Consider the following 22,314-nt stretch of genomic DNA (forward strand, 5'->3'; position numbering starts at 1 on the left):
CTTAGGGGTTTAGGGGTGGGGGGTGAGGGTCCGGGAGGAGGGTGGGGGGGTGAGGGGGTGAGGGGTTGGGGGGTGAGGGGGGTGGGTCAGTCGTCCCAGCGCCAGTCCTCGCGGTCGCCCCAGTCGTTCCGGTCGTCGTGGTTCTCGCGGTCGTCCCGATCGGTCTCCGCTTGGAGCGCCGCTCGGGTCAGGGGGCCGTAGACGCCCCACTCCTCCGGGATGTTGCGGGCCGCCTGGTAGCGGCTGAGGGCCACCTCCACCGCCTCGCCGAACATCCCGTCCGCCACCCCGAGGAACAGGTACAGCTGTTGGAGTCGGCGCTGGAGATCCTCGACCTCCGGGCCGGTGCTGCCGAGCCGGAGGAGTCCCTCGTCCGGCCGCTCGGGCCGCTGGGAGTCACGGGTCGGCGACTGCTTCGGCTTGTGCGTGGTCGGGGGCGGGGCGGTGGGCGGGGGCGGGGGCTGCCGGGAGGGGTGGCCGGAGGGCGGGGCTGATGTCGTCGGGGCCGCGAGCGCCGTGGTCCGGGTGGAAGTCCGTTGAGTGGTCGGCGGCTTCGTGGCCGGGGGTGTCGTGGCCGGGGGTGTCATGGCCGGGGGCTCGGTCTCCGGGGTCGCACTGGGCGACGGGAGGTCGGGCATCGTGAGGGTCACACTGTCCGGCGACGTCCGGTGCAGGCCCGAGGTGAGACCCACCGTCAGCCCGATCCCGGCCGCGAGAGCACCAGAGAGCAGGAGCGGGAGCGACATGCCGACCTGTCTCTCGCGGCTCGGTGTCCTCGGCGCCCTGCGTGACCGGGACGACTTGCGTACGTAGCGGGGCTTCCCCGCCTTGTGACGCCCGTGAGAACCGGCCTCCCCAGTGGCCTTCGGCATGCTCAGCGTGGAGTCGAAGAGCTCGACGTCCTGCTCTCGCGCGCCCGGGCCGTCGCCGCCGAGCCCTGCGACCTTTCCGAAGACACGGTTGCCCTGAGTGGGGGCCGGCACCGTTTCACGGGCGCCGGAGGTGACTGCTGTGGTCAGGGCAGTCCTGTCGCGCATCAAGTGCTCCAGATGAGGTGAAACCGTGGTCGATACGGCGAGATCGCGAGGATGCGGGGTGGAACCGAGGAGAATTTGACCGACGTTCAAGGCGAGCGTCAACTGCGGTGAAATCGCGTGAAAAGGTGACACTCGCGACGTTGATTCTTAAACAACACTTAATAAGTGACGCGCGTCACGTTCGCGAGGCATCCGGAGCGCCTCCTCATGTCGCATTGAGCGCAAAGGAGTTGAATTTTCCTGCCGTTCCCTCAGCTTTTGACCGTCTGATCCATCGCCTCCCCGCCACGGGGGGGGAACCGCGTCGGAGCATGACGCACCCCGCTATCGCCACACCTCCCTCGTCCCGCGCCACACCTCCCCCGCCCCGCCTCCCGCCCCGCCTCCCGCCTCGGGTCGCCCACCGCCCACCGTCGGCGGTCCGGTACGCGGGCAAGGCTGTCCCGCCGGGGACGCGTGCGACATCATGGCGTTCGCGGATTCCTAGGGGGGAAGCTCTGTTGAGCGGTCGTAGCCGTGTCGTGCGTGCCGTGACGGGATCATTCGGCGGGTGCGTGTCAGGGCGAGCGGCGGGCGTCCTGCTCCTGCTCCTCATGCTGCTGCTCGCCGCCGCGCCCCCGGCGGCACCCGCCCCCGTGGACGACTGCCGGTCCACGAAACTGGCCACGGCACGCGTCAGCACCTGGGTGCTGCTGGAGCACGGGAACCGCACGTCCACGAAGGTGCGGTCCGAGCTGCGCGTGGAGGTGCCCGCCGCCTGGCCCTTCGCCAGGAACCTGTTGCTGAGTGAGGAAAGCCCCGAGTACATCCGGGCAATGGCCTGCATCACCCGTCCGCAGGTCGGCCAGCACCGGCTCTGGTCCGAGTGGCGCGACGGCCCGCCCGAGGTGACGGCGGAGAAGGACGGCGGTGTGACGGTCGTCGACCGGACACACACCTGGGTCAATGTGCAGGACACCGTCCACGCCGGCGTATGGAGGGTGCGCGCGACCGATGACCGGTGGACGATCGGGCTCGACGTGCCCCGCGCCCTCGCCGGCGCGCGCTGGACCGAGATCAAGGTGGACCCCGGCGGCCCGGGCGCCGAGACCGCGACGCCGATGCCCGACGGGGGCGAGGGCGCCACGGCGCTGTTGTGGCATCCGGCGCCGTCGTCGACCAAGAAGCCGGCGGCCAGGAATCCGACGAAGGGTACGGCCACCAAGAAGCCGGCGGTCGAGAAAGGGACTGCCGACAAGGGGGCAGCGGAGAAGGGAAGGCAGAAGGCCGCAGCGAAGGCGGCCGCGACCAAGCCTGTCCCTGCGGTGTCCGTACGGCTCAAGCCTTCCTGGCAGCGCTCCTGGGGCGCCCGGAACAATCGCCCGGTCGTCGCGCTCCTCGACCGCAGCGGCTACATGGTCTCCGGCGTCCTCACCAGTGCCCTTCTCCTCTACGGGGTGGTCCTCTACCGTCGGCGGTCAACGGCTCCCACGGCCCGGCAGGACCGCACACTGCGGAACCTCGCCCAGTGGGCTATGGCGTCCGTGCTCCTCGGCCTCCTGATCGACGGCAGAGCGGTGCTCCAGCAGTACGGAGAGGAGCTACGGGACGACGTCTTCTGGCAGAACGATCTGGCCCTCCGTGACCACGGCTTCGCCCTCGCGTTCGTGGCCGTGCTGCTCACCTCGGCGCGGCCGACTCCTCGGGTCTGGGCGGCGCTCGCCTGCCTCACGGTGCCGCCCTTGCTGGTGGCGACGGCGCCCGGCACGTTCGATCTGCGGAGCGAGGCGCTCTTCAGGGCGTCCGGCCTCGCGCTCGCGGCCGAGACGACCGCGTCCGTCTGCCTCTTCGCCCTGTGCTCGCTCGCGTGGGCCGCCGCCGCCTGGCGCCTGGCGACGGACGGAGGTCTCCTGCCCGGGAGCCGCCGCTTCCCCGGGAACGACCGGGTCCTCAGACTCCGCGTCGCCGGTCCGGCTGTCCTGGCCTGGACGATCCTCGTATCGGCCTTCTTCGCCCTCACCGAGGAACGCGCCTGGCAACGGGCTTCCTGGCTCAGCGACCGCTCCGTCCCCCAGTACGGTCGCGACCACTGGAACAACTTCGTGTGGGAGTCCCTGTTCTCCGTACCCCGGGCCCAGGACTGGCTCTCCTCCTACCTGTGGCTGCTCACGGCCGTCGCGATGCTCGCCGTCCTGCGCGCCCGGCGCTCGGCGACCGCCGTCTCCCCGCTCGAAGAACCGGCCGACCGGCTGCTCGTCGTCACCTTCTTCGGAGTGGTGGTGACGCTTCCCGGCGGGTACGTCGCCGGCTTCGGCACGATCTCGCTGCTGTGGCAGCTGCTCGGCATGCTGGCGCTGTACGGGTTCGTGGCGCCCTTCGCCGGGCGCTCCGCCCTCTCCCAGCCCCTCGAAGGCTCGGGGCGCCCACTGGCGACGGTGGCAGACGCGGCCGGCCGGGCGACGCTCCTCGACAAGTCTCGCTCCTACCGTGAGATCCACGCGGAGCTGCGCCGGCTCGACCAGGGCATGTTCGGCGACGTGCCGCCGAAGCGCAGCAACCTCGAACGGCGCCTCAGCAACCTGCACGACTGGCCCCCGACCCCGCCCGCGCCGGGGTTCGCGGACCGGCTCCCGGCGAAGATCTCCGTGGTGGACGCGGCCCTCGCACTGGGACCGAGGGACACCTGGTGGGCCAACGGCAGCCGCTGCGCCCGCCTGTCCCTGATCCCGGCGGTGCCGGCGTCCTTCCTCATGATCTGGGTCTGGCACATCCGTGGCGAGGGCTGGGCCGGGATCCTCTCCGACCAGTTCGGCGTCCCCAGCCTCCTGCTCGCCCTCGTCGGCTGGATGGCGACCTGGACCGGAGCCGCCTTCGTCCTCGGTGCCCTGTGGCGCCGGCTCCCCGGGCAGCGAGGTGCGGCGAAGGCCCTGCCGGTGACGCTCGCGTTCGCGCTGCCCGCCGCGGCCGACGGGCTTGTCCTGCACTTCACGGACGAGAGCACCGCGGGCATAGCGCTCGCGGTGTCGACGATGCTCTTCGTCCTGACGGTCACCGCCATCGCGATGGACTTCGACACCTTCCGCACCGAGCGCCGTTACTGGCAGAGCCGCATGGGTCTCCTGCTGTCGGTCTACCAGATGCGCTACTACTCGCTGCAGTTCGCCTATCTCATCGCCCAGATCGTCGCCATGATCAGCATCTGGCAGTTCCTCGCAGAACCCGACTCCGCTCCGCAGCCGCCGGAGCCGAAGGGGTAGGGGTAGGGCACGTTCCCGCGTTCCGGGTCAGGCCGAGAAGCCGATGTTGGAGACGTACTCGTACTGACCCCACTGGGACCCGAGGTCCTGGACCACTTCGCTGACCCAGACGTCGTCCAGGCGACTGTAATCGTGGTCCACCCAGGCCCCGACAATTCCGTCCCACCGACGCACGTTCAGATGCCGGTATTCCACGACCCTTTGGAATGGGCGAGCGACCTGGGACTGGCTCAGCGGATGGAACTCCACCCGCGTGCCACGGCCCTGCCGGTTCAATCGGCTCAAAAGGTACCGGGCCACATTATGGCGCCGCACCGTCCGATACGCGGTCTCGATGCGCTCCAGATTCTTCCGCGACGGAGAACGCTTCCCCTCGGTCCACGCCTTGAGGGTCCGGTCGGTGACGGTCAGGCCTGCCTCACGGGCGGCGTTGCGGGCGTGCTCGCTGCGGGTCAGGTAGTTGAGGCGGGCCATGAGCCCACGGCGCTGCTGGACGGGCGTCGCCACGAAACCCGCCAAATCGTCCAGCTGGCGGGCGACGAGCTCGTGTCCCTTGATTCCACGCGCCCCGAACTTCCCGAACTCGTTAATCCGCTCCGGCACAACCCACCCCCTCCCACATCCGCTGCACCATCAGCATCAGCATCAGCATCAAGACCTGACTAACATCACCAAAATACCAGATCCGCCGGGGCCCATTCTCGTGACGAACCTGTCAGAACACGCGTACAGAAGGGGAATTCACTCGCTCCTGATCCCGGAATGCATCGACCGCGGGAGTGAGTCGTTTCCGACCGGCGCCGGGCCGGGCGGGACTGCGGTGGCGCCGGGGGCTACGGCCGGGCCGGGGCTACGGTCGGCGGGCGTCTAGGACAGGATTTGACCTAGTTCATGCCTAGCGTTGGTGGTGGACGTCGACACCAGCGAAAGGACCGCCGCCATGCCTGAGCAGACCAGCGCCGCACCGGAGGGCTACACCAGCGTCGCACCCTGGATCGTCACCGACGACACGGGGGCCTTTCTCGACTTCGTGGCCCAGGCCTTCGGAGGCGAGGAGCTCGCTCGGGTGGCGACCGAGGACGGCTCGATCGGTCACGGCGAGATCCGGGTCGGCGACACCGTCGTGCTGGCCTTCGACCGACAGGCGGACTGGCCCGCCATGCCGAGCCTGCTGCGCGTGTTCGTCGCCGACGCCGACGAGGCGTTCTCGCGAGCCGTCGCCGCCGGCGGCCAGATCGTCACCTCCCTGGCCGACAACGCCTTCGGACAGCGTGGAGGGCGTATCAAGGATCCCTTCGGGAACATCTGGTGGGTGACCTGCTGCGTCGAGCACCCCTCCGAGGAGGAGATGTGGAAGCGGCTGCAGGAGCCCGTGTACGCCGAGGGCATGCGCGTGGCTCAGGAGACGCTCGACGCCGAGCTCAGCGGTCGACCCCACGGACGCAGCAGCGCACCCGTCAGGACGAACAGCTGAGCCGGCAGCGCCTCCTGCCCCTCACACCGCCTGGCTCCGTGGGAGGGGCTCGTACGGGCGTCGGACCGCGGGAGGATCCGTACCGGCGTCACGGCCCTGGTGAGGACACGGGGATCGCGGCGGAGAGCACCGTGCCTTCGCCAGGTGTCGATTCGACGGTGAGGGTGCCGCCGAGCCGCTGCACCCGCGCACGCATCGCGGGCAGTCCGTGTCCTCGTACCCCGCCCGGCTTCTCGACCGGGTCGAAGCCCCGGCCGTCGTCGGCGATGTCGAGGACCACCTGGTCGTCGAGGTAGGTGAGGGTCAGGGCGGCGCCTTGGCGAGGTTGTGTTCGGCGATGGACTCGGCGGTACGGATGTGGCGGCGGGCGGTGGCCGGGTCGCTGTCCCAGGTGCGGTCGGCGGCCTGCAGCAGCATCTGCTGGCTGGACAGGCCCTGCGCCAGGGTGTCGTGGATCTCCATGGAGAGCCGCTGGCGCTCGGCCAGGGTGCCCTCGCGGCGCTCGATCGCGGCCAGCTCGCGCCGGGTGCGGATCAGGGCGGTGATGACGGCCTGCAGCCTGACGGCCTGGCGCTGGGCGTGGAGGAACACCGCTGTGGCGAGGGCGGCGACGGTCGGCGGCCCGAGCATCAGGATCGGGTCGAAGCCGAAACGCAGCCGCAGCTTCACCTGCGCGACCACGACGAAGGCCGTGATCAGGGCGAGGATGATCGCCGACCGGGTACGCAGCGAACGCATCGCGGTGTGGAAGAGCGCCACCGCGCACATGGCGAAGCTCGGCGCGAGGATCACCAGGGTGAGCCAGACCCCGATGACGGCCGCCAGCCAGAAGCCGGCGGCCGCCGTGAGGGGTGGGGGTGGGGGGACGCCCACGACGTCCGTGCCGCCCTCGACGCGGGAGCCTCCGTGGAGGCCCGCGACGAGGAACTTCGCTCCCCGCTGCTGCTCGCCTCGCTGGGCGGTCACGTGGAGGCCGCCCGTGTCCTGGTCGCGGCCGGAGCCGACCCCGACGCCCAGGACCGCCGCCACGACAGCGCCTGGCTCGTCACCGGCGTGACCGGCAATGTCGAGATGATGCGTACCCTGCTGCCCGCGGGCCCCGACCTGACCCTGCGCAATCGCTTCGGCGGCATCTCGATCATCCCCGCGAGTGAGCGTGGCCATGTCGCGTACGTACGAGCGGTGCTTCGGGAGACCGACATCGACGTCGACCACGTCAACGACCTCGGCTGGACCGCCCTGTTGGAGGCCGTCATCCTCGGCGACGGAGGCCGGGCGCACCAGGAGGTCGTGGAACTGCTCCTCGCCGCCGGAGCCGACCCCCACCTCGCGGACGCCGACGGTGCCACTCCCCTGCCGCACGCGGAGCGCCGCGGCTTCGACGCAATCGCGGCACTGCTCAGGGTCGTATGAGGAACGGTGGGGGCGAGGAGCGGGGAGTTCGGATCGTGCCCGGGTCGCCGGGCGCGGCGATACCGTGGTGGCACCCGCCAGATGACAGCCCCAGGGAGCCCCGGATGAGCCAGGAACCGGCCACCGCGCCCGTACCCGACCGTCAGCCCCTCGACGAGCACGGCGCCGCCGCCGTCCGCGCGTACGCCGCCGACCAGCGCGCGAAGGTCGACGTCCTCGCCTCGGTCCTGGAGGACATCGCCGCGCGCGGTTACCCGGCCGCGGAGTCCGGTGTGCTGTGGGAGGACGCCCGCGACGCCCATCTGGAGCGCCTCGCCGGCGAGCAGTCCCGTGTCGCCTGAGCACGGACCCCGGCGGTCCCAGGTGGTCCTGGTGGAGCCCGCTCTGAGCCAGCTCTCCAAGCTGACGGCCTCCGAGACGCACCGGCTGGACCGTGTCGTCGTCGCGATCAGCGTCAACCCGGAGCTCGGCACTCCGGTGCCGGACAGCCTGCTGCGCGACTACGCGGACGATGTCGACGGCGTACGGGTGATCTACTTCGTGACCGCCCTTCGCCAGATCACGATCGTGGCGTACGTCGAGGCCTGAGCAGTGGGCCGAAGCGCCCCGGATCCCGATTGGGGTCCGGGGCGCGATGTTGTGTGCAGCTGTGCCGCTACGGGGTGCTGTGGCCGGTGAGTGCTGCGGCCGGTGAGTGCTGCGGCGTCCGGTCAGGCGGACAGGGCCGCGGGGCCGTGCTGGGAGCGGGTGGTCTTGGCGCCGGGGTGTCTGGGGGCGACCGTGCGGGGGTCCACGGCTTCGCCGGGGGCGCCTTCCTGGTAGACGCCGTCGGGGTCGCTGTCCCGGTCGTGCGGCAGGAGGAAGAAGACCCTGCGCTTGTACAGGCCGCTGTCGGGGTCGGATTCGGCGGTGCTGCCGAGGAGGGCGTAGCCGACCATGCGGCCGTCGCGGAGGTAGGGCGGGCGGGTGTTGCGCCGCCTGGTCTTGTCGAGGGCCTGACGGACGTAGTCGAGACCGTCCGTGTTCTCCAGCCACACGATGTCCGCCTCGTGGATGAGATCGCTTTCGGTCAACAGCGAGCTCATGGCTGCAGCCCTTCCTTGGTCGTGTCCGCCTGGCCGGCTGAGGCCTGGCGCGGGGGGCGGGGGGTGCCCGCAGACGGTACCGGGCCCCGGGCCGGATTTTCATCGTACGGCCGCCCGTGGTGAAGTGCGCCGTCGCCGTGGGGTGTGGGGGCGGGGGACGGAGGCGTGGGGGACGGAGGCGTGGGGGGTGTGGCTGTGAGGGGTGTGGTGGGTGTGACCGTGGGCGGTGTGGCTGTCGGGGCCGGGTCGGGGGTGTCTGTGAGCAGCGCGATGCCCGGGTAGTACTTGCGGCCGTTGGACTTGATCATGTCCGCGGGTGAGGCGAGGCCCGCCTCCTGCCGGACGCGTGTGGCGAAGGCGCGGGGGGTGGCGGGCCGGATTCCTTCGCCCGCGAGACACCAGGAGCTGTACTCGGCGTAGAGCAGGCCCTGTTCGACGCGGAGTTCCCCGGGGTCGTCGGCTCGGGTGCAGCATTCGGTCAGAAAGCGGCCGATGTGGTCCTCGGTGGTGGCGTACGCGCTGGTGGCGAGACGTACGCGGCCGGGGCCTTCGAGGGAGTCGCGGGTGGCGAGGTAGCGGCCGGCTCCTTCGATGAGCCAGTGCAGGATGCCGGGGCCTTCGTCGCGGACGAGTTCGGAGGCGAGGTTGTCGATGCGCCGTCCCTCGGAGACGGTGCGGGTGAAGGGGATCAGGCGGATGCGGCGCCAGAAGGCGAAGCCTCCGGTGGTGACCTCGGGCCGGTGGTTGCCGAGGAGCCAGAGGTGGTGGGTGGGCGTGAAGGAGAAGTAGTCCTGCCTCATGCGACGCGCCTTGATCTTGTCTCCGCCCGTGAGCAGGCGGACGCGTGCCTCGTCGAACTTGTCGTTGGGCTTGAGTTCGGAGCAGACGATCAGGCGACGGCCGTGGAGTTCCGTGAGCTCGGTGGAGTGTTCGCTGAAGGCTCCCCGGTCCATGAGGAAGCCGGGAGGGGCGGCGTCGGCGTAGTCCCCGAGGATCTGGATCATGGTGTCGAGCAGGACGCTCTTGCCGTTCTTGCCCTCTCCGTGGAGGAAGGGCAGCACCTGGGCTCCGACGTCTCCGGTGATGGAGTAGCCGAGGAGCAGGTGCAGGAAGTCGATCATCTCCTTGCCCTCGGCGTCGTCTCCGAAGGTGTCGGTGAGGAAGAGCTGCCAGCGGGGCGCGGGCATGGGCTGGGGGGCGACGCTGGTGGCTCGGGAGTGGAAGTCGCGCGCGGGGTCGGCCTTGTGCATCTGGCCGGTACGCAGGTCGACGACCCCGGCGGGGGTGCACAGGGCGTAGGGGTCGCCGTCGAGGGTGTCGGGGTCCACGGACATGTCGGGCGAGGCCTTCGCCTGGATGAGAAGGGCCTTCATGCCGGTGGTCGACAGGGTGCGCTTCTTGTGGTGGGCGATTTCCCTGTTGCTGTGGATGCCGCGCGGGTCGGTGTCGGCCATGTCCTCGGCCATTTCGCCCGCAGCCCAGAGGGCCGCCTTCTCTCCGCCGACCCGCTTCCAGCGGTAGCCGTCCCAGGAGTGCCAGCCCAGGCCTTCCACGTGCCGGAACCGGTCGCGGTAGAGCTGGACGAACAGGCGTGCGTTGCCCCGGTCCGTGAGGGAGGGGGGCAGGAGGGTGGGAGTGCTCCAGGGGGCGGGGGCGGGCGTTGTGGTGGGGGCGGGCGTGTTGGTGGGCGTGGGGTGGGTTCCGCTGTGGGGCGGGAGCGGGGCTGAGCTTTGGACTGGGCTGCGAGTCGGGGCCGAGCCTTGTGTCGGGGCAGGGGCCGGGGTTTGTGGCAGGGCTGGGCTCTGAGTCGGGCTCTGAGTCGGCAGCGTCACCGCGGGGTCGTCCTGGGTGAACGCCAGCATCTGCTGAGCAGCGGCATCCGCGTCGAAGCGAGGCATGTCTTCGGCCCTGCTCATGATCGTCCTTCGGGGTGGAGCGGCCGCCTGGCACCAGCGGTCAGGCCGTCGTCGATGATCTGCGTGCTGCGGCGGGAGTTCCCGGGGCGGGCTCGGTCCGCTATCTCCTGGAGTTCGCTCCGTACCGTGTCGTTGTCGAGGTGGCCGGCTGCCACCAGGCCGCCTGCGGTGTAGGCGGCGCGGTTGAGCTTCTCAGTGAAGGACATTCCCTCCTGCGCGGCCGCGCAGTGGGCGACCTCGCTCAGCAGGGGGTCGAGGAGGCGGCGGGCGCCTACGGCTCTCCGGTGGCGTCGTACCGCGGGCGCGGGCGCGGGCACGGTCGCGGCGGTGGGCTGGATCAGGTGTCCGGTCCTGATCAGGTCGGCCTTCAGCCAGTCCGGCAGCGGGGCAGGTAGACGGGTCGGTCCCTGGGCCTCGTAACGCCCGTCGGCGGTACGGGTGGTGGGGACGACGATGTAGCCGCCCTCCGCTCGTACGTCGACCTGCCAGGCGAGGGCGACCTTGGGACTTGAGCCCGTCGAGCAACGGTACTTCGCCGTCGGCTCGGGATTGCGGTACCAGACGTGGAGTCCCCCCGAGGGGGTGCGTACCCGCAGTGTGGTCGTGTCGTCGGCGGGGTTCGGCTGTCCCCGGTAGGCGGCGAGGAGCGCCAGGGTGTCGAAGCCCGAGGCCAGGCCGGCCAGGTCGACCGAGTCATGGATGGGGATGCCCGGGAGCAGGCGGCTTCTGTCCGGTACTTCGGCGGTGTGCGCGTCGATGTCGATGACCACCAGGTCGGCCGGACCGCAGGCGACGCCGATGCCCGCGGCCGGGGTGGCTGTCCACCAGGCGTCGATGAGGCGGGGTTCCGTGGTCGCCGCGTGGAAACCGTGGCAGGGCCTGCCTTCGGCCGGGCAGGGGCAGGCCTTCGGGTCGTGGCTCCGCGTACGGCACGCTTCGCAGTTGGCGGTCGGGGTCTTGCGTCCCGGAGTCAACGGGTGGACCGGCCATCCCTGCTCGGCGCACCAGCGCGCGACAGCGTGCGGAGTGCCACGCCTGGCCTGGGCAGGCCGAGGGGCTTCCGGGCTCCGCACGTGAACTGTCCTCATCCCTCAGGGTCGACGCCGGTCCCTGCGGGGGCCCGCCAAGGGACCGAAGGGACTCTGATCCGGAAGTGTAGAACGGATCTCCCTCCAATCCCGCAGGAGCCACGCGCGCCGTGGCGCTGCATCAGTTTCTCGGTCCCTTGGGTCCCTTGCCGTTTTGAGATCGACTGGGCCTTTTCTCTTTTTTGGGCTAGATGTCCTTCGGGGTTGGGGGTGGGGGCTGGAGGTCGCCCGACTTCGGTCCCTGCCCGGGGGCCGGGGGCGTACGGGCGGGGAGGGACCCAACCGCGAGGGTCCGGGGAGAGGGTCCGGCCGAGGGTCTCAGGGACTGTCGGTCCCTGAGGTGTTTTGCCTGGTCACAGGCCTAGGAGCCCTGAATCAGGGACTGAAGGGACTCAACTCCCTAATTATGAGCTATCTAGACAGTATTTGTATGCGCGCGCGTACAAGAACACGTGAGTACAGCTCATAACTAGAGAGTTGAGTCCCTTCAGTCCCTCCGTAGAGAGCAGAACCCGCTCTGACCAGGCAAAACACCCAGGGACTGAACGCAGGGCCCATTCAGGGACTTGAGGCCCTTGGACCCTGGGACCCTGCGTCCGCCCGCCCTGGGGCGCAGGGACTGGGCCCCAGGGCCCCCCGGGCAGGGACCGGGGCGGAGGGACCGGGCTGGGTCAGGGCTGGGTCAGGGCGTGGGTGGGGAGTCCGGGAAATGCACTGGGTTGGCTCGTGTGAGCGGGTGGGGGCGGCGATACCGGTACGTCGGGCCAGTTGACGTGACGGCCCTGGTCCGGCCGGGCAGTGGTGGCTTCAGGGTCGGCTCCGCGGTCGACTTCGAGGTCTGGGTTGCTGGGCGGTCCTCGGAGGAGTTGGCCGAGCCGTTCAGCTTCGTCGTCTGCGCGGAGGGTGAGCTGTTGCTGGCTCCTCGGAGAAGCGAACACGTGGCCTGCGCCGGCGGAGGCCACGTGTGGAGCGCCGGGGAGATCGGCTTCGGCCGGGAAGGGGCCGATGGGCCGTGAGCGGCGTCAGCAACCACTCCACCGGGTACTGCCCGGATGTCGGGTCCTGGACGGCCGTGGCCCGCGCACTGGACCGTGTGGGACTCGGGTATCCGTCCGGCTTCACCCTGGGTGAGAAGGGTGATGACCTGCCGCCGCTCTTCCGGGCTCAGCTCGGTGAGGGGTGGAACTCCTCGCGCCCGTCGGCGACGGCTTCCTCGACCAGCTCCAGGAGGTGTCGCCATGGACGCTGCTGATCTTGACCACCGGGCCCGGACCCATTCCGGCTGCATCCCTCCGCTCGTGGTCTCCCGCCTTCTCGAGCTCGGCCACGAGCAGGTGGTGCAGCTTCAGGCCGATGGTGGGGAGTGGTTCTGCGCGCTGGAGTGGGCGCGGTTGCTCGGCGACCGGGGCCGGCAGGAGGAGTCCTTGGAGGTCCTCGCTCCGTACGTGGCCACGGGCTGGTGGACGGCTGTCCGCGCTGAGGTGGAGCTCCTGGAGGGCTGGGGCGGGCGGAGGAGGCGATCGCGTTGGCCCGGCCGTATGCCAGGAGCGGAGGTTCCAGGCTGGAGTTGCTCGCGCGTCTGCTCGCCCGGCACGGAGGCCAGAACGAAGCGGTCACGCGGCTGATCGCCGGAATCGAGGACCCGTGCCTGGCCTTCGCTCTGGTCGAGCTGGCCGAGGGGGCGGGTCGGGACGAGGAGACCGCCGGGCTGCTGGCCGCACGGATACCGGCCGGGCACCGATGTCAGGACCCGTGGTGCTGCCGAGGGCTCGACCCCGATACGGCCATCGGTCTGCTCGCCACGATCCGTGAGCGTCAGGGCCGTATCGACGAGGCGGTCGCTCTGCTGCACTCCCGGCAGATCACCTCCGTCAACAACCGTGACGCGCTGGCGGATCTGCTGGCTCGGCACGAGCGGATCGAGGAGCTCCGCGCCTACGCGGCGGCCGAGCCCGGCGGGCTCGCCGCACAGCGTCTCTCCGAGCTGCTGGAGGAGCGTGGTGACGTGGACGGTGCGATCGCCGTCTACCGGTCGCCGGACGACTCCCCCGCATGTCGGGTCCTTGGGGCGGCAGAACTGGCCCGTCTTCTGGCCCGGCACGGCCGGGGCGACGAGGCGATCGAGGTGATGCGCGCGCTCGCGCACGTGAGCCGTTCGATCCGGTCTGGCCGGGCGCCTCCCCCACGGTCGGACCCTTGATCTGACATCCCCGGCTCCGGCTGACAGCGGAATGGTCGAATTTTAGCTAGATCGATCAAAAGTTGATGAGACATATGATTTCCGGCCTGGACGGGCGCATTTAACTAGAACGGCGGAAATCGTGGCCGCCAGAATGGGGGCTGGGAGCGCCGTTCCGGATCGCTCTGGTGTGATCGGGTGCGGGGGGTCGCGATCGGCCGCCAGTGGGCCGTACAGCGCTTTTCGCGTCCGTTCCGGGCCTGTCCAGGTCGTTAGTTGCGTGATACGGGGTGAATTGGGCCGGGGAGGCCGTGCGTCGGTGAGAAGCTGAACCTTGAGGGTTGAGGCTGATGGCTTCGCTCCCGGATCCGCCCGCTGCCACGCCTCGTCTGGTCGGTGTGGACGAACCGGACACGATGCTCAAGCGTCAGATGCACGGTCGTGCTGGCCTCGATCTGCTACGGAGACGGGTCCTACTCCCCCGCTGAGCCTTCGGCGCCTGAGCGCAGATCGTGCATCCGGAACGGCGCAGCTGAGGTGTGCACCTCGCATTCCTCACCGTCCAGTTCCTCTGGCCGCAGTGTCCCGGCGAGGGCCTCGCCCGCACCGAAGTACGAGGGATCGAGGTAGACGTGGTCCTGGTTCCGTAGGGCCTGCGCGCGAGGCATTCCTCCCACACGCGACAGCGTGTCCCAGACCACCCGCTGAAACACCTCAGTGGCAGCTCGGGCTTGTCCCGCTCAACTCGGAAGTACCGGGCCGCACGGGCCCGCATGTGCTCCTTGAACGACATCACCCGAAGCTGATCCGCCGTGTAGCGCTCCACTCCCACTCCCCCGTCCCACCTCGGTCGCTGAGGCATGATCACGGCACCCGCTCATGTCACGCTCCAGGCCGTCCACTCGCCGGAAACCGTGACGCTCTGTCATGGGTCAGTGGGCTTCTTCGCCGGCTGCCTCGAAGTTCGCATCGCCGCGCGCGATCCTGGCGCACTCCCAGTCGGGGTCCGGACCGCACCGCTCCGCGGACTTGGGCTCCTCTTCGATGCGTGCGCTTGCGTCCTGCGGGGTCCACCCAGCCATCGATGCCGGGTCGGGCAGTGCCTGCTTGAACCTCTCCTCGGTCGTGAAGACGGTGTCGAAGTCCGCCTTGCCGACTGCCGAGGCGCCCGAGCCCGGTCCCGTTCCGGCACTGGTGCCGGTGGCGAGGGCCGTCAACGTCACCAGCACCACTGCGTCCGAATCGTTCGCGACCTCAAAACTGCGCTCTCCGTTGCCCGTTGCTCGCCAGACCATCGGTGCGGCGGTTTGGCGCTCCAGCAGATGATCTTGGCAGTCGTGTCCTTGGCGATCAAGCACACGAACCCCCCAGCGCTGGTTCCCTGGGGGCTTGGAAGTTCTGGCCGCAGCACGAGGTTGCTGTTCGGTTCTCTGTGGTGGGACCAGCCCCCCGAGTGGTGTTCAACTAGTGGTGTACAACCGCTGCTGGCTAAATCCGGTGAACAATCGACGCCCCGCGATCTACGCTCGCCGCCATGACGTCACACGATGCGAGCGAAGGCTCCCGGATCGCTCCTGGTGGTACCGGGGTGGTGATCCGGAAGGAAACCGCTGACGATCACGGGGATGTGCGCGAGGTTCATACGCTCGCCTTCGGTGACGGCGATCGCGTTCCCGGGCTCGTGGAGGCGCTGCGCGTCGCGGAGGCCGCGTGGGCGCCGATGTCCTTCGTCGCCGTCGTCGGCGACCGGGTCGTCGGGCATGTCCTGCTGAGCGCGACGCGGCTGGATGCTCCGCGCCGGATCGTGGACGTCCTGTCCCTGTCACCGCTGGGCGTGGTCCCGGAGTTCCAGGGTCAGGGCATCGGTACGCGGCTCATCGCCCACGCCCTGGAGGCGGCCGACCGCCAGGGCGTGCCGCTGGTGTTCCTGGAGGGTTCGCCGCACTACTACGGCACGCGCGGATTCGAGGCTGCCGGCGCGGTGGGCTTCCGTTCGCCGTCGCTGCGTATCCCCGAAGCCGCTTTCCAGGTCGCCCGGCTGTCCGCTCACGAGCCGTGGATGACGGGCACCTTCGTCTACTCCGAGGCCTTCTGGGCCTTTGACTGCGTCGGCCTGCGCGAGCCCGAGGACTGTGCGGAGCCTGCCACCCGGTACCGACCGTCCCTGTCGGGCGGCTGAGGGCGCGGGGTCGGGCTTGCCGTGAGGCGTGTGCCTCTCCCCCGCCGAGGATCGGCACCGACCCGGGTGGATCCGTCTCCCTCTCCCCCAGCCGCTGTCTTCCTTCAGTCCGGTCCGCCGTCTCCCCGCCGACGCGTCCGCGCGGTGCGGTCCTCGTCGCGTGTGGGGTACGCGTAAGGGCCGACCTCCGAGAAGGAGGTCGGCCCTTACGGCGCGCTGCTACGGCTTGTCGAGCACGTCCGAGATCGTTCGGACGATCAGGGCGAGGTCGTGGCGGTCCTTCGGCCGAAGGCCGCGACCCAGGTCCTCGGCCACTTCGTCGACGCCCGAGGCGAGCTGGAAGTAGCGCTGCAGCATGGCGCTCCGCTGGTCGGCGTCCAGGTTCTCGCGCGCGAAGTCCATGAGCGCTCTGCCGTCGCTCCGCAGCGCGGGCAGGGCTTCGTCAGGGGCCTGCGCCGAGCGTGGATCGGGCACGGCCACCACGCTGGTGTTCATAACCGGGTTATGAACACCAGAGGGCGACGAGGGCTGCCCCGCGTCCTGATCGTCGGAGGACGACTTCATAACCGGGTTATGAAGACCGCCGCTCTGACCGGTGGAAGACGGCTCCGTGTCCGGTCGGATCTTCCTGGCCTGCTTCTGTGCCTCCTTGGCCACCGATTCCTGGGCCTTGATCTCGGCGAGGCGGGACTCCTGCTCCTCGGGCTTCTTGTTCCCGACCCGGCGCAGGTGCTTGGCCTGCTCCGTTCCCTCCTTCAACCGCTGCTGCAGTTCGGGCGTGAGGTTCAGCAGCGCGAGGCGCTGGGAGACCCAGGCCTGCGTCCGGTGGAGCCGCTCGGCCAGCTTCTCCTGTGTGCCGTGCAGCTTGAGAAGCTTCTGGAGGGCCTTGGCCTCGTCGAGGGGGTCCAGGTCCCTGCGGTGGATGTTGGCGACGAGTGCGGACTCGAGGACGCCGTCGGGGTCGGCTCCGAGCTCGTCGTCGACCATGACCTTGAGGGTGCTGAGGCCTGCTTCACGGGACGCCGCGAGGCGGGAGTTGCCGTCGATGACGACGTACTGCGTGTCGGGCTCCAGATCCGCGTCGCGACCGGGGTTGGCCTGGAGGTAGGCGAAGCGGGTCATGATGCTGATGGCCGTCTTCTGCCCGTGGTCCCGGAGGCTGTTGGCCAGGTCGGCCAGGTCGCCGAGTTCACTCCGGGGGTTGTCCGGGTTCAGGCTGACGACGTGGACCGGCAGCTCGGTCGGCGCGGCGACACCATCCGTGGGCGCGCTGGTCGCCTGGTTGATGGCGGCGCGGCGGGCGCTGACGGGCCGGGCGCGTTGGAAGGAGCTGCTCGCGCCGAGGAGGTCGGCCTTGCTCATGAGATCTCCCTGGCGAGTGCGCGCATGCCGACGGCCTGGTCGCAGCGCGGGGCATAGGCGAGGAGCGGCCTCTTCATGCGTACGGCCTCCTTCTGTTCCTTCAGGTCGCCGATGACTCCGACCACTCGGGGATCCTTTATGTCGATCCAGCCCTGCAGCGACGACGTGGCGATGAAGCCGCGGCGGGCGTCGTACTGGTTGACGACGATGCCGAGGTAGTCGAGGTCCAGGGCCATGTCGGTGCGGAGGTCCTCCAGCTGGGAGGTGAGGAGGTCGTAGGCGTCGGCGGAGCTGTCCTCGGCCTGGACGATGACGAGGATGCCGGAGCTGCCGGGCTCCTCGCCGTCCCGTCGGCGTCCGTAGTGGGCGGCGGCGTCCATGCTCAGGCCGAGGCTCGGCGGGCAGTCCACGACGATCACGTCGTAGTCGCCCTCGACGGCGTTGAGGGCGCGCTCCAGAGCCGCTTCCCTGGCTCGTACGCCGGACAGCTTCACATCGAGGAGGAACGCGTCCGTACAGGCCGGAAGCAGGTGCAGCCGGTCACCGAACCGCTCGTCGTCGACCTGCACGATGAGGTCCCGGAGCTGGCCCTTGGCCTCGCCGGACATGTGCTTGGTCAGGCTGTCGCCCTCGATCGGCAGCGACGTGTGACCGAGCTGGCTGGTCATGTGCCCCTGCGGGTCGAAGTCGACCAGCAACACGCGCAGGCCGAGGCCGGGGAGCTCCTCGTGGTCGAAGGCGTCCGTCGTCTCCTCGATGAGGGCGGCCAGGTGCTTGGAGATGCGGACCATGTGCAGCTGGTCGGAGTCCTCCGCCATCGCCTCGCCCAGACCGGCGGCCACTGCTGTCTTGCCGACGCCGCCCTTCTGGTTGCAGACGATGATGCGTCGGACGTACCGGGGCCGGAGCACGGCGGGCGCCGGGTTCTTCTCCAGCCAGAGCGCGACCGACTGCGAGAGGCCTTGGACGATGGAGACGCCCCGGGCGCCGCAGTCGGCGCGGAAGCCGTCCCACTGTCCTTCCGGAAGGAAGGTGGAGAAGGACTTCGCTCCTGCCGTGTCGATCGGGGGGAGGTTGGACCCCAGCCCCCGCCAGGCGGTGATGCCGGCTTCGACGGCGTGCTGGATGCCGACGCCGTACTGAGCGCTTCGAACCTTCAGGTCGCGTTGCAGCTCGGCCGGGAGCTTCGAGACGACCTTCTCGCGGTCGCCAGGTGAGGGCTGAGTCATGGACGACACCTTACTAACCTTGAAGATCGATTCAAGCATCGACACGGTAGGTTCACAGCGGAATGTCACTTGAGTGCTTCATAACCGGGTTATGAAGCCGCTGTTGAGCCCTGGCCCCCGACGGGCTCCCTTCAGGGAGCGATCCGTCGCGGGGACTGAACTGGCGTGTGGGGTGGGCTTCATAACCGGGTTATGGCCGAGGTGGTCATGACCCGGTTATGAAGTCAGGCTGGTCGGCGGTCCTGGTGGCCCGTCATAACCCGGTTATGGAGTCGGGCCCGGGGACGGCTTGGGGCGCCGGTCATAACCCGGTTATGGAGCTGGGGCCGGGCGCCCGCCCCGAGCGCGGTCATAACCGGGTTATGGAGTCGGGCTGGCGCCGTCCCAGGGTGCCGGCCATAACCCGGTTATGAAGCCGGGGCCGGGTCCCCGCCCCGAGCGCCGGTCATAGCCCGGTCGTGAGCCGGACCTCACGAGTCGGGGCCGGGCCCCCGCCCCCGAGCGCTGGCCATAGCCCGGTTATGAGCCCGACCTCACGAACGCTTGGGGGTGCCCGTCATAACCCGGTTATGAAGCTGAGCCGGGCGTCCCTTCCCGCGCGGCGGTCATAACCCGGTTATGAAGCCGGGGCCGGGTCCCCGCCCCGAGCGCCGGCCATAGCTCGGTTGTGAGCCGGACCTCACGACGGCCCGGGGGTGCCCGTCATAACCCGGTTATGAAGCTGAGCCGGGCGTCCCTTCCCGCGCGGCGGTCATAACCCGGTTATGAAGCCGGACCTGACGGCCGTCCCGGGCGGGGGTGACCGGCACGTTCCTGCTCCTGCCGCCTGATGCGGGGGGAGCGGGCTCACTCCCTCTCCGCCGGCTCCAGGCGCTCGGTCGGTCCGGCGAAGGCCAGATGGAGGGAGCGGGAGTCGAGAAGCCAGTGGCCTTCGACCTTGAGGAACGTGTCCTCGTAGTGACCGACCTGCGTTGGGGCCCGTGGGGGTGCGAAGCCGCCTTCGTGTCCGTCGACACGGTAGGTCGTGAAGTAGGTGGTTGCGGTGGCTGTCACCTCGGAGGTGACCGTAACCAGGATGTTCGTGCATATTCGGCGCGAGAGCCGGTCCCCGGGCCGGCCTGCGAAGTACGACCGGAGGGCGTCACGACCCTCGATCCGGCGGTCGCCTTCCGTCCACTCCCAGACCCCGTCATCCGTGAACAGCTCGGCCACGGCACCGGGGTCACCGAGGTCGAGCCGGTGGACGAACTCGACGACGAGACGCTCACAAGCCCGTTCGGCGAGCAGGCGGTCCACGGGATCCAGCACTTCGATAGTCATCCGCATGTCCTATCAGGACCTTGTGGAGTCACGGCAGTTCCTGGTCCCGGAGGTCACCGAGGCGCTCGATGTCGTCGTGGAGCGACTCCCGCTCCTCGGGGGTGAGGGGGAGTGCGGCGGCCGTGTCGAGGGCGGTCGCCGCCGTCGTCCTGTCACCGAGGCGACCGGAGACGTCCGCTCGCAGGACCAGAAGGCGAAACAGCTCCATGGGCGTGGGCCGTTCGTCGTCCAGGCGAAGCACCCGGTCGATGATCTTCGCGGCTCCCTCCGGGTCGTCCTTCGAGTCCGCGAAGAGGGATGCCATGTGGAGGGCCCGGGCGAAGGTCTCCTTGGGGGCGGGCCGGTGGTGCTGGTCCTCGCTCGTCGGCTGTCCGACACGGATGCAGTTGCCGCCCGGATCGGTCATGAGGAACTGCCGCACACCGTAGGACGTGTCCTTCAGCGGCCCGATACGCGGGAGGCCCCGGGTCGGGATCCTTCCGTAGGCCGCCTTGAGGCCGGCCCGGAAGTCAACGTAGAGCCCGTCGATGTCGTCGGTGAGGACGTAGCAGGTACTGACGGACGAGGTCGGCTCGTACTGCTTCATCCCGAAGAACTGGAGCTGGATGCCGCCTCGTTCGACGACGGCGTACGGGTTGGGGCTCTGTTGGTGGAAGGTCACCTCGAACCCGAGAGCGACGTAGAAGTCGAGCACGGGCGGGATGGTCCGGCACGGCAGGATCGGAATGGTCTTCTCACTCATCCCGTCAGTCTAGTCAAACTTGATTAGTGCGGGGGAGGGGCGAGGGGAGAGGGCGGGTGGGGGAGGGGGAGGGGAGGGAGAGGTGCGGCTGGAGGGGCGGGGCGGTCCGACGGCCGCCCTGCCCTCCGCCGGACGGCCGTCGGCCGATGGAGGCCGGAGGCGCCTCCTCGGGGTGCGGCTGCTCCGGGAGCGACGTGCGGTTCGCTACCGTCGGCGAGGTCCCGTGCCGGACGAGAGAGAGCCGGACCCCTTCGGGGCGGCCACCCGGACATCCCCACTTCGACGCCGAGCACATCGACGCCGGCCACGGCGACCTGCTCGGCCACCACGACATCGCGCATTTCGACATCGGCCATCTGGACTCGCCCCACGTGGACGCCGGCCACATCGACGGGCCTCACGGCCACGGCGACCAGGACCACCTCGACTCGTCCCCCGGACGTCTCGACTTCTTCCACGTCGATGCCGATCACGGCGACGCGCCGCACTTCGACCTCCACGACGACCTCCACGCGGACAAGCACGACGACGAGCCGCACAGCGACGAACCGGCCCACGACGACCGCGCGGACCCGCCTCCGCACGAGGACGCCCCCTCCGACGACTACCCCGACACGGGGTGCGCCGACCACAACCAAGACGACACCGACACCGACACCGACGTCGACCTCCTCGGCCGCTTCGAAGCGGTGATCAACCGCTTCGAGCAGGGCCTGCGCCCGCGACGAGCAGGGCATCCTGAGGCTGATCGACGAGCGGACGCACGCCATCTCCACCAAGTCCTCCCGGCTCCTCGGCGAGATCACCGAACGCCGCTCCGCCATTGACGGCGAGGTCTCGGTGCTGCTGCGGCAGAGCGGTGAGCAGCCCGGTCAGGAGGGAGGGACGACCGTCGAACTCCGGCCCTTCGGTGTCCGCCGCAACCTGCAGTGCCAGTACCGCTATCAGAACCCCAGCGCGATGCGGACGACATCGCGCAGAAGTACGACATCGAGGCCACGAAGATCTCGATCAGGGCCGAGGGCGGACCGTCAGACTGTTCGGCGGTGAGCCGCTCCTGATGCCCAAGCGCGATCTGGAGGAGGTCCCGTCCCCGGTGGGTGTCCCTTACTCCGGCCCGATCGGGGGCAGCGGTTCGCGGGCCGCGTGCCAGGCTGGCGGGAGGGCGGCGACGCCCGTGCGGGCGCCGATCACCCCGCCCACGACAGCGCAGGTGGTGTCGATGTCGCCGCGCCCGGCGACGGTGACCCACAGGCCCTCCTCCAGGTCGTCGAGGTGCCCCGCCGCGCACCACAGCGCGTAGGGGACGGTGTCGGGCCCGGACATCCGGTACCCGGAGCCCAGGACCTCCGCGGCGTGCCGTACCGAGGTGCGTGCCGGCATTCGGGCCGCGATCCGCACCCCGGACCGGACGTCGCCGTCGGGGAGGAGTTCGGCGACCGCCCGGAGGAAGTCCGGACGCGTCGGCGCGGGCCCGCCCCGGCTGCGCGTCGCCAGCGCCGCCGCGAGGGCCACGGCGACCGCCCCGGTGATCGCTTCCGGGTGGTGGTGCGAGACCGCGCCCTGGAGGGCGGCCTGCTCGGCGACCGCGTCGAGGTCGGCGGCGAGCCAGGCACCGAGCGGGGCCGCGCGCATGGCTGCGCCGTTGCCCCACGAGCCCTGGCCCTCGAACTGTCCGGCGACCACGTCCCGCCAGGGCTCGCCCGCGCCGATCCGACGGAGTACGTCATGCATCGAGGCTCCGTAACCGCGGTGCGTGTCCTCGGCGTACGCCTCCGCGAAGCGCAGGGCGAGACGGTCCTGGTCGACGGTGCCGCCGCCTTCGGCGAGTTCCCTGACGAGCACCAGCGCCTGGGCGGTGTCGTCGCTCCACTGCCACAGCGGCTCCGGAGGCGGGGTCCGTGCCTCCAGAGCCGCCGAACCGTTCCGGCGCAGGATGCCGAACCAGCGGTCGCCGAAGGCGTCACCGAAAGACAGCCCGTACAACGAATCCAGTGCGGTGGCGGGGACGTTGATCATGGGAGCAGTGTGCCAAGGCGACGGTGCGCCCCGCA

Annotated in this window: 18 protein-coding genes and 3 pseudogenes; 9 read left to right on the top strand and 12 right to left on the bottom strand. The window is 69.9% G+C overall.

Annotated features, from left to right (window positions below; genetic code table 11):
- Positions 1-86: 86 nt before the first annotated feature.
- Positions 87-746 (bottom strand): peptidoglycan-binding domain-containing protein, encoded by a 660-nt coding sequence (locus ACRRSS_RS36925; RefSeq protein WP_435975607.1) that lies wholly within the window; start codon positions 744-746, stop codon positions 87-89.
- 845 nt (positions 747-1,591) lie between these two features.
- Between ACRRSS_RS36925 and ACRRSS_RS36930 the strand changes: the two genes are divergently transcribed.
- Positions 1,592-4,273: a DUF6185 family protein gene (locus tag ACRRSS_RS36930; RefSeq protein ID WP_435975608.1), complete on the top strand. Its 2,682-nt coding sequence runs from the start codon at positions 1,592-1,594 to the stop codon at positions 4,271-4,273.
- A gap of 27 nt (positions 4,274-4,300) precedes the next feature.
- On the opposite strand, the gene ACRRSS_RS36935 is transcribed toward ACRRSS_RS36930, so the two are convergent.
- On the bottom strand, positions 4,301-4,876 hold the full coding sequence (locus tag ACRRSS_RS36935; protein WP_435975609.1) for a transcriptional regulator: 576 nt from the start codon (positions 4,874-4,876) through the stop codon (positions 4,301-4,303).
- Positions 4,877-5,213: 337 nt separating this feature from the next.
- Between ACRRSS_RS36935 and ACRRSS_RS36940 the strand changes: the two genes are divergently transcribed.
- The gene (locus ACRRSS_RS36940) at positions 5,214-5,747 is read left to right on the top strand and encodes a VOC family protein (protein ID WP_435975610.1); all 534 of its coding nucleotides are present in this window, start codon (positions 5,214-5,216) and stop codon (positions 5,745-5,747) included.
- An 88-nt stretch (positions 5,748-5,835) separates the two neighbouring features.
- Here ACRRSS_RS36940 and ACRRSS_RS36945 read toward each other — a convergent pair.
- Positions 5,836-6,593 (bottom strand): annotated as a pseudogene (locus tag ACRRSS_RS36945) (histidine kinase); the annotation flags it as partial.
- A 60-nt stretch (positions 6,594-6,653) separates the two neighbouring features.
- Between ACRRSS_RS36945 and ACRRSS_RS36950 the strand changes: the two are divergent.
- The 3 genes from ACRRSS_RS36950 (at position 6,654) to ACRRSS_RS36960 (ending at position 7,748) form a co-directional block, all read left to right on the top strand.
- Positions 6,654-7,160, top strand: coding sequence for an ankyrin repeat domain-containing protein (locus ACRRSS_RS36950; protein ID WP_435975611.1), 507 nt, complete (start codon positions 6,654-6,656; stop codon positions 7,158-7,160).
- A gap of 104 nt (positions 7,161-7,264) precedes the next feature.
- A complete protein-coding gene (locus ACRRSS_RS36955; protein ID WP_435975612.1) occupies positions 7,265-7,501 on the top strand; it encodes a hypothetical protein in 237 nt (78 codons plus the stop codon).
- Positions 7,502-7,532: 31 nt separating this feature from the next.
- Positions 7,533-7,748, top strand: a complete 216-nt coding sequence (locus ACRRSS_RS36960; protein ID WP_435975613.1) for a hypothetical protein — start codon at positions 7,533-7,535, stop codon at positions 7,746-7,748.
- A 122-nt stretch (positions 7,749-7,870) separates the two neighbouring features.
- Here the strand turns inward: ACRRSS_RS36960 and ACRRSS_RS36965 are convergent, their stop codons facing one another.
- From ACRRSS_RS36965 to ACRRSS_RS36975, 3 genes and pseudogenes are all read right to left on the bottom strand, one after another.
- Positions 7,871-8,245, bottom strand: a complete 375-nt coding sequence (locus ACRRSS_RS36965; protein WP_435975614.1) for a DUF6009 family protein — start codon at positions 8,243-8,245, stop codon at positions 7,871-7,873.
- 254 nt (positions 8,246-8,499) lie between these two features.
- Positions 8,500-10,161 (bottom strand): annotated as a pseudogene (locus ACRRSS_RS36970) (phage/plasmid primase, P4 family); the annotation flags it as partial.
- Entirely contained in the window at positions 10,158-11,135 is a 978-nt protein-coding gene (locus ACRRSS_RS36975; RefSeq protein ID WP_435975615.1) for a bifunctional DNA primase/polymerase, read from the bottom strand. The gene ACRRSS_RS36975 and the pseudogene ACRRSS_RS36970, both read right to left, overlap by 4 nt.
- 896 nt (positions 11,136-12,031) lie before the next feature.
- Here ACRRSS_RS36975 and ACRRSS_RS36980 point away from each other — a divergent pair.
- A pseudogene (locus ACRRSS_RS36980) lies at positions 12,032-12,501 on the top strand (hypothetical protein).
- Positions 12,502-12,774: 273 nt separating this feature from the next.
- Positions 12,775-13,449: a hypothetical protein gene (locus ACRRSS_RS36985; protein WP_435975616.1), complete on the top strand. Its 675-nt coding sequence runs from the start codon at positions 12,775-12,777 to the stop codon at positions 13,447-13,449.
- A gap of 911 nt (positions 13,450-14,360) precedes the next feature.
- On the opposite strand, the gene ACRRSS_RS36990 is transcribed toward ACRRSS_RS36985, so the two are convergent.
- Positions 14,361-14,786 carry a hypothetical protein gene (locus tag ACRRSS_RS36990; protein ID WP_435975617.1) on the bottom strand — a complete coding sequence of 142 codons (426 nt, stop codon included), beginning with the start codon at positions 14,784-14,786 and terminating at the stop codon, positions 14,361-14,363.
- Between the two features lie 233 nt (positions 14,787-15,019).
- Between ACRRSS_RS36990 and ACRRSS_RS36995 the strand changes: the two genes are divergently transcribed.
- Positions 15,020-15,607 carry a GNAT family N-acetyltransferase gene (locus ACRRSS_RS36995; RefSeq protein ID WP_435975672.1) on the top strand — a complete coding sequence of 196 codons (588 nt, stop codon included), beginning with the start codon at positions 15,020-15,022 and terminating at the stop codon, positions 15,605-15,607.
- A 219-nt stretch (positions 15,608-15,826) separates the two neighbouring features.
- Here the strand turns inward: ACRRSS_RS36995 and ACRRSS_RS37000 are convergent, their stop codons facing one another.
- The 4 genes from ACRRSS_RS37000 to ACRRSS_RS37015 all read right to left on the bottom strand — a co-directional run bounded on the left by ACRRSS_RS37000 (position 15,827) and on the right by ACRRSS_RS37015 (position 20,260).
- On the bottom strand, positions 15,827-16,969 hold the full coding sequence (locus tag ACRRSS_RS37000) for a ParB/RepB/Spo0J family partition protein (protein WP_435975618.1): 1,143 nt from the start codon (positions 16,967-16,969) through the stop codon (positions 15,827-15,829).
- Complete coding sequence (locus ACRRSS_RS37005) at positions 16,966-18,198, bottom strand: ParA family protein (protein ID WP_435975619.1); 1,233 nt, start codon at positions 18,196-18,198, stop codon at positions 16,966-16,968. Before ACRRSS_RS37005 ends, ACRRSS_RS37000 begins: the two co-directional genes overlap by 4 nt.
- Positions 18,199-19,044: 846 nt before the next feature.
- Positions 19,045-19,518 carry a nuclear transport factor 2 family protein gene (locus tag ACRRSS_RS37010; protein WP_435975620.1) on the bottom strand — a complete coding sequence of 158 codons (474 nt, stop codon included), beginning with the start codon at positions 19,516-19,518 and terminating at the stop codon, positions 19,045-19,047.
- 28 nt (positions 19,519-19,546) lie between these two features.
- On the bottom strand, positions 19,547-20,260 hold the full coding sequence (locus ACRRSS_RS37015; RefSeq protein ID WP_435975621.1) for a bleomycin resistance protein: 714 nt from the start codon (positions 20,258-20,260) through the stop codon (positions 19,547-19,549).
- 56 nt (positions 20,261-20,316) lie between these two features.
- Here ACRRSS_RS37015 and ACRRSS_RS37020 point away from each other — a divergent pair, with 56 nt between their 5' ends.
- The gene (locus tag ACRRSS_RS37020; RefSeq protein WP_435975622.1) at positions 20,317-21,087 is read left to right on the top strand and encodes a hypothetical protein; all 771 of its coding nucleotides are present in this window, start codon (positions 20,317-20,319) and stop codon (positions 21,085-21,087) included.
- Positions 21,088-21,367: 280 nt separating this feature from the next.
- Here ACRRSS_RS37020 and ACRRSS_RS37025 read toward each other — a convergent pair whose 3' ends face one another.
- Positions 21,368-22,279 (bottom strand): ADP-ribosylglycohydrolase family protein, encoded by a 912-nt coding sequence (locus ACRRSS_RS37025; protein WP_435975623.1) that lies wholly within the window; start codon positions 22,277-22,279, stop codon positions 21,368-21,370.
- Between the last annotated feature and the right edge of the window lie 35 nt (positions 22,280-22,314).

The sequence above is a fragment of the Streptomyces sp. Qhu_M48 genome, from assembly GCF_051305195.1.
GTDB lineage: Bacteria > Actinomycetota > Actinomycetes > Streptomycetales > Streptomycetaceae > Streptomyces.

What these genes read in the sequence shown, in the direction of transcription:
- ACRRSS_RS36955 (WP_435975612.1), top strand. Translation starts at nt 7,265, where the DNA reads ATGAGCCAGGAACCGGCCACCGCGCCCGTACCCGACCGTCAGCCCCTC.
- ACRRSS_RS37025 (WP_435975623.1), bottom strand. Translation starts at nt 22,279, where the DNA reads ATGATCAACGTCCCCGCCACCGCACTGGATTCGTTGTACGGGCTGTCT.
- ACRRSS_RS37005 (WP_435975619.1), bottom strand. Translation starts at nt 18,198, where the DNA reads ATGACTCAGCCCTCACCTGGCGACCGCGAGAAGGTCGTCTCGAAGCTC.
- ACRRSS_RS36925 (WP_435975607.1), bottom strand. Translation starts at nt 746, where the DNA reads ATGTCGCTCCCGCTCCTGCTCTCTGGTGCTCTCGCGGCCGGGATCGGG.
- ACRRSS_RS36965 (WP_435975614.1), bottom strand. Translation starts at nt 8,245, where the DNA reads ATGAGCTCGCTGTTGACCGAAAGCGATCTCATCCACGAGGCGGACATC.
- ACRRSS_RS37015 (WP_435975621.1), bottom strand. Translation starts at nt 20,260, where the DNA reads ATGAGTGAGAAGACCATTCCGATCCTGCCGTGCCGGACCATCCCGCCC.
- ACRRSS_RS36940 (WP_435975610.1), top strand. Translation starts at nt 5,214, where the DNA reads ATGCCTGAGCAGACCAGCGCCGCACCGGAGGGCTACACCAGCGTCGCA.
- ACRRSS_RS37000 (WP_435975618.1), bottom strand. Translation starts at nt 16,969, where the DNA reads ATGAGCAAGGCCGACCTCCTCGGCGCGAGCAGCTCCTTCCAACGCGCC.
- ACRRSS_RS37010 (WP_435975620.1), bottom strand. Translation starts at nt 19,518, where the DNA reads ATGACTATCGAAGTGCTGGATCCCGTGGACCGCCTGCTCGCCGAACGG.